12 protein-coding genes are annotated in these 14,609 nt (G+C 64.2%); 4 read left to right on the forward strand and 8 right to left on the reverse strand.

Annotation, left to right across the window (positions count from 1 at the left end):
* Positions 1-119: 119 nt before the first annotated feature.
* The 4 genes from V5F68_RS04785 to V5F68_RS04800 all read right to left on the reverse strand — a co-directional run bounded on the left by V5F68_RS04785 (position 120) and on the right by V5F68_RS04800 (position 5,088).
* Entirely contained in the window at positions 120-2,243 is a 2,124-nt protein-coding gene (locus V5F68_RS04785; RefSeq protein ID WP_394013503.1) for a DUF4114 domain-containing protein, read from the reverse strand.
* Positions 2,244-2,381: 138 nt separating this feature from the next.
* Entirely contained in the window at positions 2,382-3,761 is a 1,380-nt protein-coding gene (locus V5F68_RS04790) for an ATP-binding protein (protein ID WP_394013983.1), read from the reverse strand.
* Positions 3,762-3,802: 41 nt separating this feature from the next.
* Positions 3,803-4,525: a response regulator gene (locus V5F68_RS04795; RefSeq protein WP_394013504.1), complete on the reverse strand. Its 723-nt coding sequence runs from the start codon at positions 4,523-4,525 to the stop codon at positions 3,803-3,805.
* A gap of 11 nt (positions 4,526-4,536) precedes the next feature.
* Positions 4,537-5,088 carry a MarR family winged helix-turn-helix transcriptional regulator gene (locus V5F68_RS04800; protein WP_394013505.1) on the reverse strand — a complete coding sequence of 184 codons (552 nt, stop codon included), beginning with the start codon at positions 5,086-5,088 and terminating at the stop codon, positions 4,537-4,539.
* A 213-nt stretch (positions 5,089-5,301) separates the two neighbouring features.
* Between V5F68_RS04800 and V5F68_RS04805 the strand changes: the two genes are divergently transcribed.
* Positions 5,302-6,192, forward strand: a complete 891-nt coding sequence (locus tag V5F68_RS04805; RefSeq protein WP_348846912.1) for a branched-chain amino acid aminotransferase — start codon at positions 5,302-5,304, stop codon at positions 6,190-6,192.
* Between the two features lie 145 nt (positions 6,193-6,337).
* Positions 6,338-7,633: a dicarboxylate/amino acid:cation symporter gene (locus V5F68_RS04810; RefSeq protein WP_394013506.1), complete on the forward strand. Its 1,296-nt coding sequence runs from the start codon at positions 6,338-6,340 to the stop codon at positions 7,631-7,633.
* Between the two features lie 83 nt (positions 7,634-7,716).
* Here V5F68_RS04810 and V5F68_RS04815 read toward each other — a convergent pair whose 3' ends face one another.
* Genes V5F68_RS04815 through V5F68_RS04830 form a run of 4 tightly spaced genes read right to left on the reverse strand, consistent with a single transcriptional unit; the run spans position 7,717 to position 11,606 of the window.
* The gene (locus V5F68_RS04815) at positions 7,717-8,556 is read right to left on the reverse strand and encodes an ABC transporter permease (protein WP_394013507.1); all 840 of its coding nucleotides are present in this window, start codon (positions 8,554-8,556) and stop codon (positions 7,717-7,719) included.
* A complete protein-coding gene (locus V5F68_RS04820; RefSeq protein ID WP_394013508.1) occupies positions 8,553-9,458 on the reverse strand; it encodes an ABC transporter permease in 906 nt (301 codons plus the stop codon). The genes V5F68_RS04815 and V5F68_RS04820 overlap by 4 nt, the downstream gene beginning before the upstream one ends.
* Positions 9,445-10,515 carry an ABC transporter ATP-binding protein gene (locus V5F68_RS04825; protein WP_394013509.1) on the reverse strand — a complete coding sequence of 357 codons (1,071 nt, stop codon included), beginning with the start codon at positions 10,513-10,515 and terminating at the stop codon, positions 9,445-9,447. The genes V5F68_RS04820 and V5F68_RS04825 overlap by 14 nt, the downstream gene beginning before the upstream one ends.
* 11 nt (positions 10,516-10,526) lie before the next feature.
* Complete coding sequence (locus V5F68_RS04830) at positions 10,527-11,606, reverse strand: ABC transporter substrate-binding protein (RefSeq protein ID WP_394013510.1); 1,080 nt, start codon at positions 11,604-11,606, stop codon at positions 10,527-10,529.
* Positions 11,607-11,894: 288 nt separating this feature from the next.
* Between V5F68_RS04830 and V5F68_RS04835 the strand changes: the two genes are divergently transcribed.
* Both V5F68_RS04835 and V5F68_RS04840 read left to right on the forward strand, forming a co-directional pair.
* Positions 11,895-12,761, forward strand: coding sequence for an IclR family transcriptional regulator (locus V5F68_RS04835; protein WP_394013511.1), 867 nt, complete (start codon positions 11,895-11,897; stop codon positions 12,759-12,761).
* 51 nt (positions 12,762-12,812) lie between these two features.
* Positions 12,813-14,600 carry a gamma-glutamyltransferase family protein gene (locus V5F68_RS04840; protein WP_394013512.1) on the forward strand — a complete coding sequence of 596 codons (1,788 nt, stop codon included), beginning with the start codon at positions 12,813-12,815 and terminating at the stop codon, positions 14,598-14,600.
* The last annotated feature ends 9 nt before the right edge of the window (positions 14,601-14,609 follow it).

The raw sequence follows: 14,609 nt of genomic DNA on the forward strand, positions 1-14,609 counted from the left end.
TTTCGGTGCGCTCGCCGAAGAGTTTTCCGATTCATCGCGCGGAAACCCGGCGAAATCACCCGAAAAGGTGCGGAGATCGCGGCGGAAAGGCCTTCTCCGCGCGGTTCGTCTGGCGTGTCTCAGGCCAGGAGGAAATCGTGGGAGCTCGTCAGCACGCCGATGATCACGTCCTGGAAATCATTGTCGCTGCCGGGGCCGGTGAGATCCTCGAACCCGATTTGCAATTCCCCGCCACCAAGGCCGGTGCCGGAAAGCACCTGTGTCGCATGGTCGGGATTGAGGTTGGCGAAGGAATGGAAAACCTGCGCCGCCGAAAGCGATCCGCGCGATGCGCTGTAGAGCAAAAGGCTGCCGCCGGCGTCCAGGCTGCCGACCGAATGGGTATCCGACGTGAGGAAAGAGAGGTCGTCCGGCAGGTCGCCGTAAAGCGAAAAACCGTTCTGCACCAGGAAGAAGCCCAGATGTTCCCCGTCCCCCGGCGTGTCGAGCGCGATGGTGTGACCGGTGAGCGAAGGGGCCAGCGTATCCTCCGCCAGCAGGTGCACGTCGGAGATCGTGCCGTTCACCTGCACCTTATAATAGCCGAGCATGTTGCTGTAGGATGATACGGCAGACTTGATCTCGACCGAGAAGCTGGTCGCCCCATCTCCGGTGAGGAACGGCGCATTGGCGATCCCGTTCACCTCCGCCGGCGCAACGCTCACGCCCTCGGCGAGGGACGGCAGGAGGTTCACAAAGCTCAGGCTGGTATGCGCCGCAGAGCCAACCCCACGCGCCGAGGCCATGAAGTCGCCGCCGGTGAAATCACCCTGAAGCTGGAACGAGAAACCGCCGGCGCCAAGGGTTGCCACCCCGGTGCCCATTGTCACGTGCAGGGCGCCGCGATCGACCAACGCACCCTCGATCTCGACCATGCTGGAGCGTGTGAAGCCCGTCACCAGATCGCCGTTCAGGTCCGCAAGCAGATCGTGCAGCATATCCTGGCCGCTGCCGAAATGGATCAGGTCCGCCCCGGCGCCCGCGCTGACGATATTGTTTCCGCTACCGACGGATATCGTGTCGGTGCCGCCGTTCGTCGTGATGGTGTTGTCGGCATCGTTGCCGGTGACGATATCGTTGCCGTTGCCGGTGATGAGATTGCTGATCAGCGAACGCGTATCGCCGTTATAAAGCAAGGCGTTGTAGATGTTGCCCTGGGCTTGGTATTGCGGCGTGCCCGGTGCGGCCTGCCAGTTGAGGTCGGCGATCTGCGCGCGCGAGAAGGTCAGCCAATGGCCGGGGCGCAGGTCGTCGACCTGATCCTCGTTGAAATTGCTGAGATCGTAGGTCGTTGTGGCGCCCTGGGTCCACACGGTCGAGAAGATCTTCTGGGTGACGCTGACGCCGGTGAAGGGGGCAGCTTCGCCATTGATATATTCCTGGCCGGTCGATGCATCCCACTGATAGACGGCCTGCGTCCCGACCTTGCTGAAATTGGCGCCATAGAGCGCCTGCAGGGCCGCGATGTCGTACATCATGTAGCTTTGCGGCGAAGAGCCGTTGATGGCGACGGTCACCCGGCCGGCCGGCGAGCCCAGGTAGCTCGCATAGGTCATGACCGAGAATTCGTTGTCGTTCACCTCCGGCGCGAGGGCGCCGTTATAGCTGGCGTCGTGGCCGTGCTTCAGTCCGAAGGCATGGCCCAGCTCGTGAATGACCGTGTTGAACTCGTCCGTGCCGAAGAAGTTGGTCGGCGTATTCCCGTTATCGCCCAGGAAGGTGTCCCCGCCGGCCCGGCTGTCCGAGGGGGAATAGGGGCCGGAATTGGGCGGGAAGTTCGAATAGGACCCGCCTTCTCCGTCATCGAAGCGCGCAAAGCGGAACGTGGCGTCGGCCCCGCTGCCGGTCGCCGCCTCGACGAAGGTCAAGCCGGTATAGGACGAAACCAGGCCGAACGCGGTGAGGGCCGCCGTGCGCTGCGCGGCCGTCAGCGGCTGGAAGGTCGCGAGGTCCCCATCGTCCGGATAGCCGCCGGGCGCGCTCAGATAATCGTTCGTCGAGGTGGGAAAGAAATAGGTGAGGGTGGTGGCGGGCACCTGACCCTCGAAGGCGGTGGTCCAGCGGTAGCCCATCAGCACCGCGCGCACATTGGGGTCGAGCGCAGAGGGATCGAAGGCACCGCCGTAAAGGCCACCCTTCGGCGTGTCGAAGACATTACCCGGCCCGGTATCCGGTTCGGTATCGGGAGGGATCGTCGGGTCCATCGCAGGCTCCACGAAAAGAGAGGAGCCGGCGCAGGCTGCCGGGCGCTTTGGCGCACCGGCCACGTTCAGGACCCCCGCCTTGATGATATGCAGATTTTTACTGAGATATTAGGTACAATGGTAGTCTCGTGCGATAACTCACACTGGCAGGCGCACGGTGGCCCGCAGGCCGCCGAGCGGGCTGTCGCCGAGGATGATGTCGCCGCCATGGGCCCGGGCGATGTCGCGGGCGATGGACAGGCCGAGGCCGGAGCCGCCCGCATCCTGGTTGCGCGCATCATCAAGCCGCAGGAACGGCCGGAACACCTCGTCGCGCTTCTCGGGCGGGATGCCGGAGCCGTCGTCGTCCACGTTCACGCTCAGCCAGCGGGCATCGCGGGTGGCGGTAATCTCCACCGTTCGGGCGTAGCGCACCGCATTCCCCACGAGATTGCCGATGCAGCGCTTGAGCGAATCGGCCTTCACCTGAACCAGGGGCGGCCCCATGAAACTGGAGCGGGCGATGGCCCCGTGGCGCTCCGCATTGGAACGCAGGTCCTCGATGATCTGTCCCATGTCGGTGAGCGCGGCCTGCTCGCCCGGATCGCCGCGCGCGAAGGCGAGATAGGCTTCCAGCATGCCCTGGAGCTCGTCCACATCCTTGCGCAGTGCCTCCACCTCCGGCCCCTCGCCGAGGAAGGCAAGCTCCAGCCGGAAACGGGTGAGGATGGTGCGCATGTCGTGGGAGACGCCCGCCAGCATGGTGGTGCGCTGCTCGATCTGCCGCTCGATGCGGCGTTTCATTTCGAGGAACGCGACGGCCGCCCGCCGCACCTCACGCGCGCCGCGTGGACGGAAGTTTTCCACGTCACGCCCCTTGCCGAACGCCTCCGCCGCGTCTGCGAGGTTCTCGATGGGGCGGATCTGATTGCGCAGGAACAAGATGGCGACCGCCAGCAGCACCAGCGACGTGCCCACCATCCACAGCAGGAAGATATGGGAATTGGAGGCATAAGCCGAGCCGCGCCGGGCGAAGATGCGCAGCACCGCATCCGGCATCTTCACCCTGACCTCGATGAGATTGGAGCGGCCGACGGTGTCGATCCAATAGGGCTCGGAGATGCGGCGGCCGATCTCGCGCGAGAGGGCGCTGTCGAGAATCGAGAAGAAGGGCTGCGGTCCCGGCTCGGGCAGGGGATCCGGCGGCAGGATGTCGAGGGTCAGCTCCAGATTCTGCCAGGCGATGCGGCGCAGGACGGTCGCGTCCTTATCGTGCGGAAATGCGCCGTACAACGCCACCACGGCGGCGATATCCTGGCTGACGGCGGCGGAGAGGCGGCGCGTCACGGTGTTGTAATGGCGCTCCATGAACACGAAGGCCACCACCGATTGCAAGATCACCATGGGGATGACGATGATCAGCAGCGAGCGGGGGTACAGCCCCTTCGGCGTCACCCGGTTGAACCACGCGCCGAACTTGGCATTGGCATAGGCGAGCCGGCCGATGGCGCTGCGCACGGCGGCGCGCGTGGCCTCCATCGCGCTGCGCTCGCCCACCGGCTTGATCTCCTGCCGCAGGCTCATGGGGTCACGACCAGCCGATAGCCGATGCCGCGGACGGTCTGCACATAGATGGGGTTCGCCGGATCGCGCTCCACCTTGCGGCGCAGCCGGTTCACCTGCACGTCCACGGCCCGCTCGCTCGCCGCCCCGTTGCCCGCCAGGGCCATGCGCGGCACGGTTTCGCCGGGAATCTCGGAAAGGGCGCGCAGCATGTCTCGCTCGCGCTCGGTGATGCGCAGGATCTCGCCGCCACGGCTCAGCTCGCCGCGCCCGAGGTGGAAGGAGAACTCGCCGAAGCGCACCTCTTCGATCGCCTTCTGCGGCGCGGGGGTCGCGCGCTTGAGGATCGAGCCGACCCGCAGCAGCAGTTCGCGCGGCTCGAACGGCTTGCCGAGATAATCGTCCACGCCCGCCTCCAGGCCGGCGATGCGGTCCTGGGTCTCCGAGCGCGCGGTGAGCATGAGGATCGGCACGGTGGAGGTGGTGCGCAGGGAGCGGGCCAGATCCAGCCCCGATTCCCCCGGCATCATCACATCCAGCACCAGCAGGTCGAATTCCAGCCCCTCCAGGCGCCCGCGCGCCTCCAGCGCAGAGGCAGCCGTGGTGACACGGTAGCCGTGCTCGCTGAGGAAGCGGGACAGCAGGGTGCGGATCCGGTTGTCGTCGTCCACCACCAGCAGATGAGGCGCGTCGTCCGCGGGCGCCGGCGGGGCGGGGTGAGGGGTCGTCAGTTCGGTCATGTCTTGTGCTTTCAGGCCGGCCGCACGCGGGCAGGGGGGGCGGCTCGCTGGGTCAGTCGCTCCACCTCGGTGCGATCTTCGGGGTCGATCATGGCCACAAGAAAGCGCTGGGCCGCCTCGCGTGCCCCTGGCCCGCATTCTTCCAGCGCGAGCGCGATGCGCTGGCTCTGCAGGGCCACGAACTCGCGGGCCAGCGCCTGGCCCTTCGCGGTGGGATAAAGCAGGCGCTGGCGCCGGTCGGACGCGCCTGCACGGCTTTCTACGAACCCCTCGTCCACCAGTTCGCGCAGAACCCGGCCCAGGCTCTGCTTGGTGATGCGCAGGATGTCCAGGAGGTCCGTCACGCGCATACCAGGGTGGCGATTGACGAAGTGCAGCACACGATGATGCGCCCGCCCGAAACCGAGGGGCGCGAGAATGGCATCCGGATCGCCCACGAAGTCCCGATAGGCAAAGAAGAAAAGCTCGATTAGCTCCACCAGCGGCTCGGCCTGCGGGGTGGCCGAGGGCGCGGCGTGCTCCGACGTGTCGGGAACGGTGGGAAAGGGATTTATGTCAGCCATGTTGACTTTTTTCGGTCCGATCATTACTCACAGGCTTGCGGTCGCGAAAGGATCGGTCTCCAATAACCCATCTGGAGTTCGATCATTGCGCCTTTCACAGTCTGCACCATATGTCAGATGTGAAAATATCCGTACCGGGCACGGCTGCAAAGGGCAGCCGTCATGGGAGGCGAAGGCCGTCTTAAAGACGCGGCCGGATCAGGAGTTAAGACCATGAGTGGTGGAGAGCCTTTCGATAAACGCGACGGTTGGATCTGGTTCGACGGCGTCCTGGTGCCCTGGGCCGACGCGAAGATTCACGTACTCTCCCATGGTCTGCATTATGCCAGCTGTGTGTTCGAAGGCGAGCGCGCCTATGGTGGCACCATCTTCAAGAGCGCGGAGCATTCCGAGCGCCTGCGCCTCTCGGCGGAAATGCTGGATTTCACCATTCCCTATTCGATCGGCGAGATCGATGCCGCCAAGCGCCTGACGCTGGAAAAGAACGGCCTCGTGGACGCTTACGTGCGCCCGGTCGCGTGGCGCGGCAGCGAGATGATGGGTGTTTCGGCGCAGTCGAACACCATTCATCTTGCGATCGCCTGCTGGGAATGGCCGAGCTATTTCGATCCTGAGCAGCGCCAGAAGGGGCTGAGGCTGGATCTGGCGGAGTTCCGCCGCCCCGATCCCGCCACCATCCCTTGCCGCGCCAAGGCGTCCGGCCTGTACATGATCTGCACCATCTCCAAGCACAAGGCGGAGCGGCGGGGCTTTGCCGATGCGCTGATGCTGGATTATCGCGGCCTCGTGGCGGAATGCACCGGCGCCAACATCTTCTTCGTGAAGGATGGCGTCATCCACACGCCCAAGCCCGACTGCTTCCTGGACGGCATCACCCGCCGCACGGTGATCGGGCTGGCGAAGAACCACGGGATCGAAGTGGTGGAACGTGCGATCAAGCCGGAAGAACTCGCAGATTTCAGCGAATGTTTCATCACCGGCACGGCCGCCGAAGTGACCCCGGTGGGCGAGATCGCGGACTGGCGTTTTGCGCCGAGCGGCATCACCCATCAGCTGATGGATGCCTATAGCGCAGCGGTGCGGCCGAAGCAGGCGGCCGCGTAAATAAAAGCGTTATACTTACGTTAGGCCAACATTGCCCTTCGCGGAGGGGCAGCGCATAAGCGAAGACGAGGGGCGGCATCGGCCGCCCCTTCGTTTTTGGGTGTTCACTGCCTCAGACAACGCGGGAATTGCGAGGGGAAACGCCATGCGCCGTCCATTGTACAAGGTGCTCTACGTCCAGGTTCTGTTCGCCGTGTTTTGCGGCCTTCTGCTCGGTGCGTTCTTTCCGCATACCGGCGCGGCCATGAAGCCGCTGGGTGACGGCTTCATCAAGCTGATCACCATGATCATCGCCCCGGTGATCTTCTGCACCGTCGTCGTCGGCATCGCCAGCATGCGCGACGTGAAGAAGGTCGGGCGGGTCGGCGGCAAGGCTCTGCTGTATTTCGAGGTGGTGTCCACCTTCGCCCTGGTGCTCGGCCTGATCGTCGGCAAGGTGGTGCGGCCCGGCGACGGCTTCAATGTCGATGTGTCCACGCTCGATACCAAGGCGATTGCCAACTACACCACCCAGGCGGCGCACACCTCGACCGTTGATTTCCTCCTGAATGTCATCCCGAGCACTTTCGTCAGCGCCTTCACCGCAGGGTCGATCCTCCAGGTGCTGATGGTCTCGATCGTGACCGGCTTCGCCATCGGCAGCCTTGGGGACCACGGCGAACCGGTGCTCAAGGCGGTCCAGTCGATCGAGCGGGTGGTTTTCGCCATCGTGAAGATCATTCTTTACGTGGCACCCATCGGTGCGTTCGGCGCCATGGCCTTCACCATCGGTGCCTATGGTCTTTCGGCGCTCGGCAACCTGCTTGAACTGATCGCCACCTTCTATCTGACCGCGATCCTGTTCGTCGTGCTGGTGCTCGGCTTCATCGCCAAGATGGTCGGCTTCAATGTGCTGAAGCTGGTGCGCTACATCCGCGAGGAATTGCTGATCGTGCTCGGCACCTCCTCCTCGGAAAGCGCGCTGCCGCCGCTCATGCGCAAGCTGGAGAATGCCGGGGCGTCCAAGTCCGTGGTCGGGCTGGTGATCCCCACCGGCTATTCCTTCAATCTCGACGGCACCAACATCTACATGACGTTGGCGACCCTGTTCATCGCCCAGGCCACCAACACACCGTTGACGCTGGAGCATGAACTGATCGTGCTGGCGGTCGCCATGCTCACCTCGAAGGGCGCGAGCGGCGTGACCGGGGCGGGCTTCATCACGCTCGCCGCCACCCTTGCGGCGGTGCCGGAAATTCCGGTGGCCGGCATGGCGTTGATCCTCGGCATCGACCGCTTCATGAGCGAATGCCGCGCATTGACCAACATCACCGGCAATGCGGTGGCAACCCTCGTGGTGGCGCGCTGGGAAGGCGAACTGGACATGGATCGCCTGCACGCGGTGCTCGACGGCAAGGATGTCCCGCCGCTCGTCACCCAGGTGGAAGCCGCCCGCGCCTGAAGGCGCGGACCCGGCCGCCTGCCGACAAGATGCGGGGATGCCAAGGCCGCCCCGCATCGCCGCTCGCGGTCGCCGCTGCCCGGCTAGCGGGACGCGGTGGTGACGGACAAGCCGAACAGGCGCTCCAGAATCACGATGAGCACCACCACGAGGCCCATCTGGACCGTGGAGGCGGCGGCGACGATGACCTGCTCGGACCCGTATTGGATCTGGCTGTAGATCTGGATCGGCAGCGTCGAGAGCCCCGGCCCGGTCAGAAACAGGGTCGCGTTGATCTCGCCGAACGAGACCACAAAGGCGAAGATCGCGCCCGCGACGATGCCCGGCTGGATGCTGGGCAGAGTGACCTTGAAGAAGGCGCGCACGGGGGATGCGCCATGGATGATGGCGGCTTCCTCGATGCGGATGTCGAACAGGTCCAGGCTTGAGATCACCGAGCGCACTACGAACGGGATGCCGAGCAGAATGTGCGCTGCGGTTACGCGCGCCAGCAGCGGCGCGTTCAGCATCTGGAAATAGAGCAGCAGCGCCACGCCCAGGATCAGGCCGGGGAAGATCAGCGGCGTCAGAAGCAAAGCGTTGATCAGGCCCTTGAGCGGAAAGCGCCCGCGCACCAAGGCCACCGCGGCCATCGTCCCCAGCAGCACCGCCGCAATTGCGGAAACCACCGCGATGAGGATGCTCCACATGAGGCCGTTGATCATGTCGTCGGTGGCGAGGAACTCCCAATACCAGCGCAGGGAGAGCTTTTCGGGCGGAAAGATCAGCGCGGAGGAGGGGTTGAAGGAACAGATGATGATGACCGCGATGGGCAGCAGAATGATCCCGTAGGCGAACACGGTCGCCGTGCCCAATGCCACCATCTGCAGGGAGATGCGTGGCCCGCCGGTTCTCACCGGAAAAAGATGATCCGACAGGCTCATCGCGCAGCTCCGTAGGAATTCTTGCCGAGAAACTGCATGAGCACGGCGCAGCTCGCGGTGGTCGACAGCACCAGGACCACCGAAAGCGCGGCGCCCATGGGCCAGTTGAAGCTGGCGGTGGCATCGAAGATGAGATTGCCCATCAGCTTCACGCGCGGGCCGCCGAGCAGGAAGGAGATGATGTAAGTGCTCATCGCAATGGTGAAGACCGTGACCGCGCCCGAGACCATGCCGGCGCGGCTGAGCGGCAGCGTGACCTTCAGGAACACCCGCAGCGGGCTCGCGCCGTGGATCGCGGCGGCTTCCTTCAGGCTCGGGTCGATGGTGATGAGCGTATTGGTGATGTTGATGATCATGTAGGGCAGCAGGATCGAGATCAGCCCCACCAGCACAGCGCCCTCGGTGTAGAGCAGGGCGATGGGCTGGTCCGTGGCGCCGGTGGAGATCAGGAGCTGGTTGACGATCCCCCGCCGGCCCAGCAGCGCGATCCAGCCATAGACGCGGATGACCGTGCTCAGCAGCAGCGGAAACAGCAGCAGGACGATCAGCTTCTTGCGCGCCGCGGGGCCGATCTTGGAGAGGAAATAGGCGGCCGGATAACCCAGCAGCAGGCAGGCCGCCGTGGTTTCGATGCTGATCCGCAAGGTGAGCCACAGGCTCGCGAGATAGAATTTGTCACCCAGCGCGCGGACGTAATTGCGCGTTGTGAAGACGCCGTCGAAGAAGCCGGTGTCCGACTTGCCGTAGAAACTGACGACACAGAACGCCAGGGACGGGAGGACGAGCAAGCCGAGGTAATAAAGCATGCTCGGCGCCAACAGGAATTCGGCGCGGCTGCCGCGGATCCAGGTACGGGCTCGGCTCACCGGCGCGGCTGCCGTTTCAAGGCTAATGTGCGACAACGACAGCCTCCTCCGGGCGCCAGACGGCGAGGATTTCGTGACCCACTTCAAGGCTCGCGAGATCGCTGCGGCTCGGCGCGCGGGCGATCAGCCGGCTACCGCCACGGGTGCGCAGCTGGACCCGCAGATCGCTGCCAAGATAGACGAGGCTCTCAACGCTCGCGGGAAGGCCCGCGCCGGCGGCGTGCCCGTCCCACCGCAGCAGGTCGAGCCGCTCGGGCCGGATGGCGAGCCGGACCTTCTCGCGATCGGACACATTCGCGTCGCGGGCGAGTGGAAAGCGCATGCCTTCGATATCCACGCACCACCCCTGCGGTGCGCGGGCGGCGGTGCCGTCCAGCAGATTGGCGCTGCCAAGGAAATCCGCGACGAACGTATCCACGGGCCGCTCGTAGAGTTCCAGCGGCGTTCCCTGCTGCGCGATGCGGCCATCGCGGAAGATCGCGATGCCGTCGGACATGGCGAGCGCCTCCTCCTGGTCGTGCGTCACGTAGATCGTGGTGATGCCGAGCAATTGCTGAAGGGAACGCAGTTCGCTCTGCATTTCCACCCTCAGCTTGCGATCCAGCGCGCTTAACGGCTCGTCCAGGAGCCACACCGCCGGGCGGGCGGCAATGGAGCGGGCGATGGCGATGCGCTGCTGCTGGCCGCCGCTCAGCTCGCGGGGAAAGGCGGCCTCGCGTCCCGACATGCGCACCATTTCAAGCGCCTCGCGTGCGAGCCGCTCGCGCTCCGCACGCCCGCTGCCGCGCATCTCGAGGCCGAATGCGACGTTGTCGAGCACGGTGCGGTGGGGGAATAGGGCATATTGCTGGAACACCATGCCGATGTTGCGCTTGTGGGGCGGAACGTCGTTGACTACCTGCCCGCCGATGCGGATTTCCCCGGTGTCCGGCCGCAGGAACCCCGCGATGAGCCGCAACAGGGTCGTCTTGCCGCTCCCGCTCGGACCAAGGAGGGAGAAGAAGCTGCCGTCGGCGATGGTCAGGCTGGTCCGGTCAACGGCCCAGCTTTTGTTGTATTGCTTGGAGATGTTGGAGACTTCGACGATCGCCATCGGTCCGCCTCCTATCGGCCAACCACGCGGTTCCATGCTTCCGTCAGATCGGCGCGTTTCGAGTTCAGCCAGACATAATCGATGGCAACGAAGCGCTTCTCTTCTTCCGGGGTCCAGGAGATCTTGCGGGCGGTCTCTTCGTCGATGAACTCTTTCCACCGCGTATTGGTGGGATGGAAGCCGAGCTTCTTGGCATTGGCGGCCTGCAGCTTCGGATCGAGCGTGATGTTCACATAGTCTTCGATGAGGTCCGCGTTTTTGGTGTTCTTGATCGGGCCAAATCCCCACGAGGTGAAGAAGCCGCCTTCGCTCGGCATCACGAATTTCGTGGCGCCACCCCAATTCTGCACCTGGATCCATTCCGCGCGGCCGAGCCAGCCGATGGCGGCGTCCTCCTGGAACAGGCTGCGCGCATTGGCCTGGGAATCCACGGTCCAGATGGGTTCGAGGTCAGCGAGGCGCTTGAGATTGTCGAGGCCGGCCTGGGTGTCCTTGTAGTCCTTCCCCGCAGCGAGGGCGCTCAGGAGGATGACGTGGAGACCGAAGGAATGGGTGACCGCCGGCAGGACGATCTTGCCCTTGTACTCTGGGTTCCACATGTCGGCCCAGGATGTTGGCACCTTCTTGACCATCTTGGGATTGTAGCCGAGCCCGAGGCCATTGAAGAGAAACGAGGTGTAGTGCGGCGTCACGAAGCGCGGGTCGACATCCTTCAGGTTAGTGAGGCGCGGTGACTTGTAGTTCATGTCCGCCAGGATGCCCTCGGCTTCGGCGCGGGCGAAAAACGAATCCGCGAGGCAGATCAGGTCATATTCGCTGCGCGGGATGCCGAGCTTTGCTTTGGCGATGCGCGCCGCATTGTCGGATCCCGTATCGTGGAGCACCGGAATCTTGGTCTTCTCGGTGAATTGCGCATCGATATTCTGCTTGTTCCATGTGGCCCAGTCGCCGCCGAAATCGCTCACCACGAGTTGCTGAGACTGGGCCGAGGCGGAGCGCACCGCACCCGGCAGAACCACGGAGGCTGCCCCGGCGGCCAAGGTTGCGGCGGAAAGCGTGAGCATCTGGCGGCGGTCGAGATCTTTCGTCATCGCAAGCTCCAACGGCAACGGGGATCGTTCGAACCTCCCGGCCGCTCACCAAGCTCGCCGGAAGTATGTTCCATATAAGAAACAACCATTTCCTATATGAGTTCATGCTCGCCCGACCCTTAAGTCAAGGCGCGATTTTAGTCATGCGTGACGTTATTTTGTGCGTTCTGGCGAAGACGTAAAAGTCTGGAGATATCGTGCCGTTATATTTCAAATTGGGAAATGGCTGTAGATTGACAGCCGGAGGGCGAGGGATAGTATGTTTCATATCAGGGAGATGTGTTTCAAATGCGAAACAATGGAAAGAGCGAGGCGAGTAATGGCGCGGCAACCCCGGCGATTATTAATGCGCTCGCAATCCTGGAATCCTTCGATGAGAAGACGCCCGCGCTCTCCCTCTCTGAGCTGAGCCGCAAGCTCGGCATCGCCAAGGCTTCGGTGTTCCGCAATCTCAACGCCCTGGAGCAGTGCGGCTATGTGGTGAAGAGCCCGCGCGACGGTACCTATTCCCTCGGCGTGAAGGTGCTGGATCTGGCGCGGCGCTTCTCGGAGAAGGACCATTTCCTTTCCATCGGCTCGGCCCACACGCGCGAACTCTCGCGCGTCACGGGCGAAACCAGCCATCTCGCGATCCTGGACGGGCCGGACATCGTTTATGTGGATGTGTCCGAAGGCTCGCAGCTGATCCGTGCGGTGGTCGGCCGCGGCGACCGCTTGCCGGCCCATAGCGTTGCCTCGGGCAAGGCGATCCTCGCCTATTCACCGCGCGACAAGGTGATCGAATTTCTCAGCCGGGGCCTGAAATCCCTGACGCCGGAAACCATGACGTCGTCAGAAGATCTGCTCACCGATTTCGAGCGCGTGCGCGAGCGCGGCTATGCCACCAACATCGGGGAATCGGCGAGCGACGTTTCCGCCGTGGCGGTTCCCATTTTCTCGCATGACGACCAGGTGGTGGGCGCCATCGGCATTGCCGGTCCGCGCCTGCGGCTGGGGGCGAAGATGCTGGCCTATCTCGCCACCGCCATCCAGGCCCAGGCGCAGCGCTTTTCCGCCGAGCTGGGGGCGAGCTCGAGCCGCTCGGGCGCGCCGGCTTCCGATGCTTCCGATGTCCTCGCCGGCCTCAAGAAGCGCCGCAAGCTTGCCGCAGCATAGGGCGCCCACCGTCGCGCCAAACCGTAATATCGCAATGGTTTCGAGGGTTAGATGAACAAGATCCCCAGCAACCGCTCCTTCCGCTTGAAGGAGACCGCCTCCACCACCACGCATCCCCGCGTATTCGGGCATCGCGGTGCCGTGGCCTCGGAGCATTATCTCGCATCCATGGCCGGCATCGACATGCTGAAGCAAGGCGGCACCGCCATCGACGCCGCCATTGCGGCGACCCTGGTGGAAGGCGTGGTCAATCCGCACATGCACACCATCGGCGGCGAACTGCCGATCCTCGTGTCGTCGCCGGATCATCCGCAGGTGGTCTGCATCAACGGCAATATGGTGGCGCCGGAGGCGGCGACGCCGGAAGCGTACCTCGATCTCGGGTTCGAGAAAATTCCTCCGGCCGGCGTGTTTGCGGCCGGTGTGCCCGGTGCCATGGGCGCCATTCTGGAAGCGCTGAAGCGTTATGGACGTCTCACCTTCGCCGACGTCTGCGCGCCCGCTATGGACCTGGCCCGCAACGGCTTCGCCATGCATGCCGGCCTCCAGCGCCAGTATAATTTCGGGGTGTCGGATCTCGCGGATCTGTTTCGCAGTGAGTGGCATGGGTCCGCGGCGCTTTATCTGTTGGAAGATGGTTCCGTGCCCGACGAGGGCACGACGCTGCGCAATCCGGCCATTGCCGACATGTTCGACTATCTCTCTCGCGAGGAGAAGGCCGCCGGCGGAAACCGTGAGGCGGGCGTGCGCGCGGCCTTCAATGCCTTCTACCGGGGCGATGTTGCGCGCGAGATGGTGGCCTTCGTCACCGCGCGTGGCGGCCTGCTGCGGCGCTCCGATTTCGACCAGTTCGAGGTGCGGATCGAGGAGCCGGTGACGGTGCGGTTCGGCGGCGTCGATGTCTATAAATGCGGGCCCTGGAACCAGGGGCCCGCACTGCTCCAGACATTGTCGATCCTCAAGAATTTCGACCTGAAGGCGCTGGGACACAATTCCGCGGACTACATCCACGTGGTGGTCGAGGCCATCAAGCTCGCCTTCGCCGACCGTGAGCAATATTACGGCGATCCGGCCTTCGTCGACGTGCCGATGGATATGCTCCTCTCCGATGCCTATGGCGCCCTGCGCGCCGCGCTGGTCGGCCCGCGGGCGGATCAGGAGGTGCGGCCCGGCGATGCCTGGGAAGGGGCCGCGCTCCTGCCGGTCGAGGACCGCATCGGCGGTTCGCTGTGGGGCCCGGGCACGGTTCATGTCGATGCCATGGACCAGGAAGGCTATACGGCGGCGTTCACGCCGAGCGGGGCCTATCTGAAAGCGCATGAAGTTGTCCCGGCTCTCGGCTTTCCGCTCGGCGCGCGTCTGTCCAACTGCCGCCTCACGCCCTCCCACCATCCAAACGTGATCGCGCCGTTCAAGCGGCCGCGCACCACCATCAGCCCGAGCCTCGCCATGAAGGACGGCAAGCCCTGGATGGCGTTCGGCAGCATGGGGGGAGACCAGCAGGACCAGTGGCAGATCCAGTTCTTCCTCAATCGCGTGGTGTTCGACATGCCGCTTCAAGCGGCGATTGAGGCGCCGAAATTCTCCAGCGATCATTTCCCCGCTTTGTTCCATCCCCACGACTTCTTCCTCAACCGCCTGCGGATCGAGGAGAGCGTGGGCGAGGCGACGCTGGAGGGGCTTGAGGAGCGCGGGCACGATCTCGATGTGGCGCCGCCGTGGACCGAGGGCTTCCTGTGCGCGGCCGAACGCAACCTCGAAACCGGCATCATGGAAGCCGGTTCCGACCCGCGCGGCACGAAAGCCGAGGTCTTCCCGGCCTATGCGCTGGCCATCTGAGCGCGGGGC

Source organism: Roseixanthobacter pseudopolyaromaticivorans (assembly GCF_043195145.2).
GTDB lineage: Bacteria > Pseudomonadota > Alphaproteobacteria > Rhizobiales > Xanthobacteraceae > NCEH01.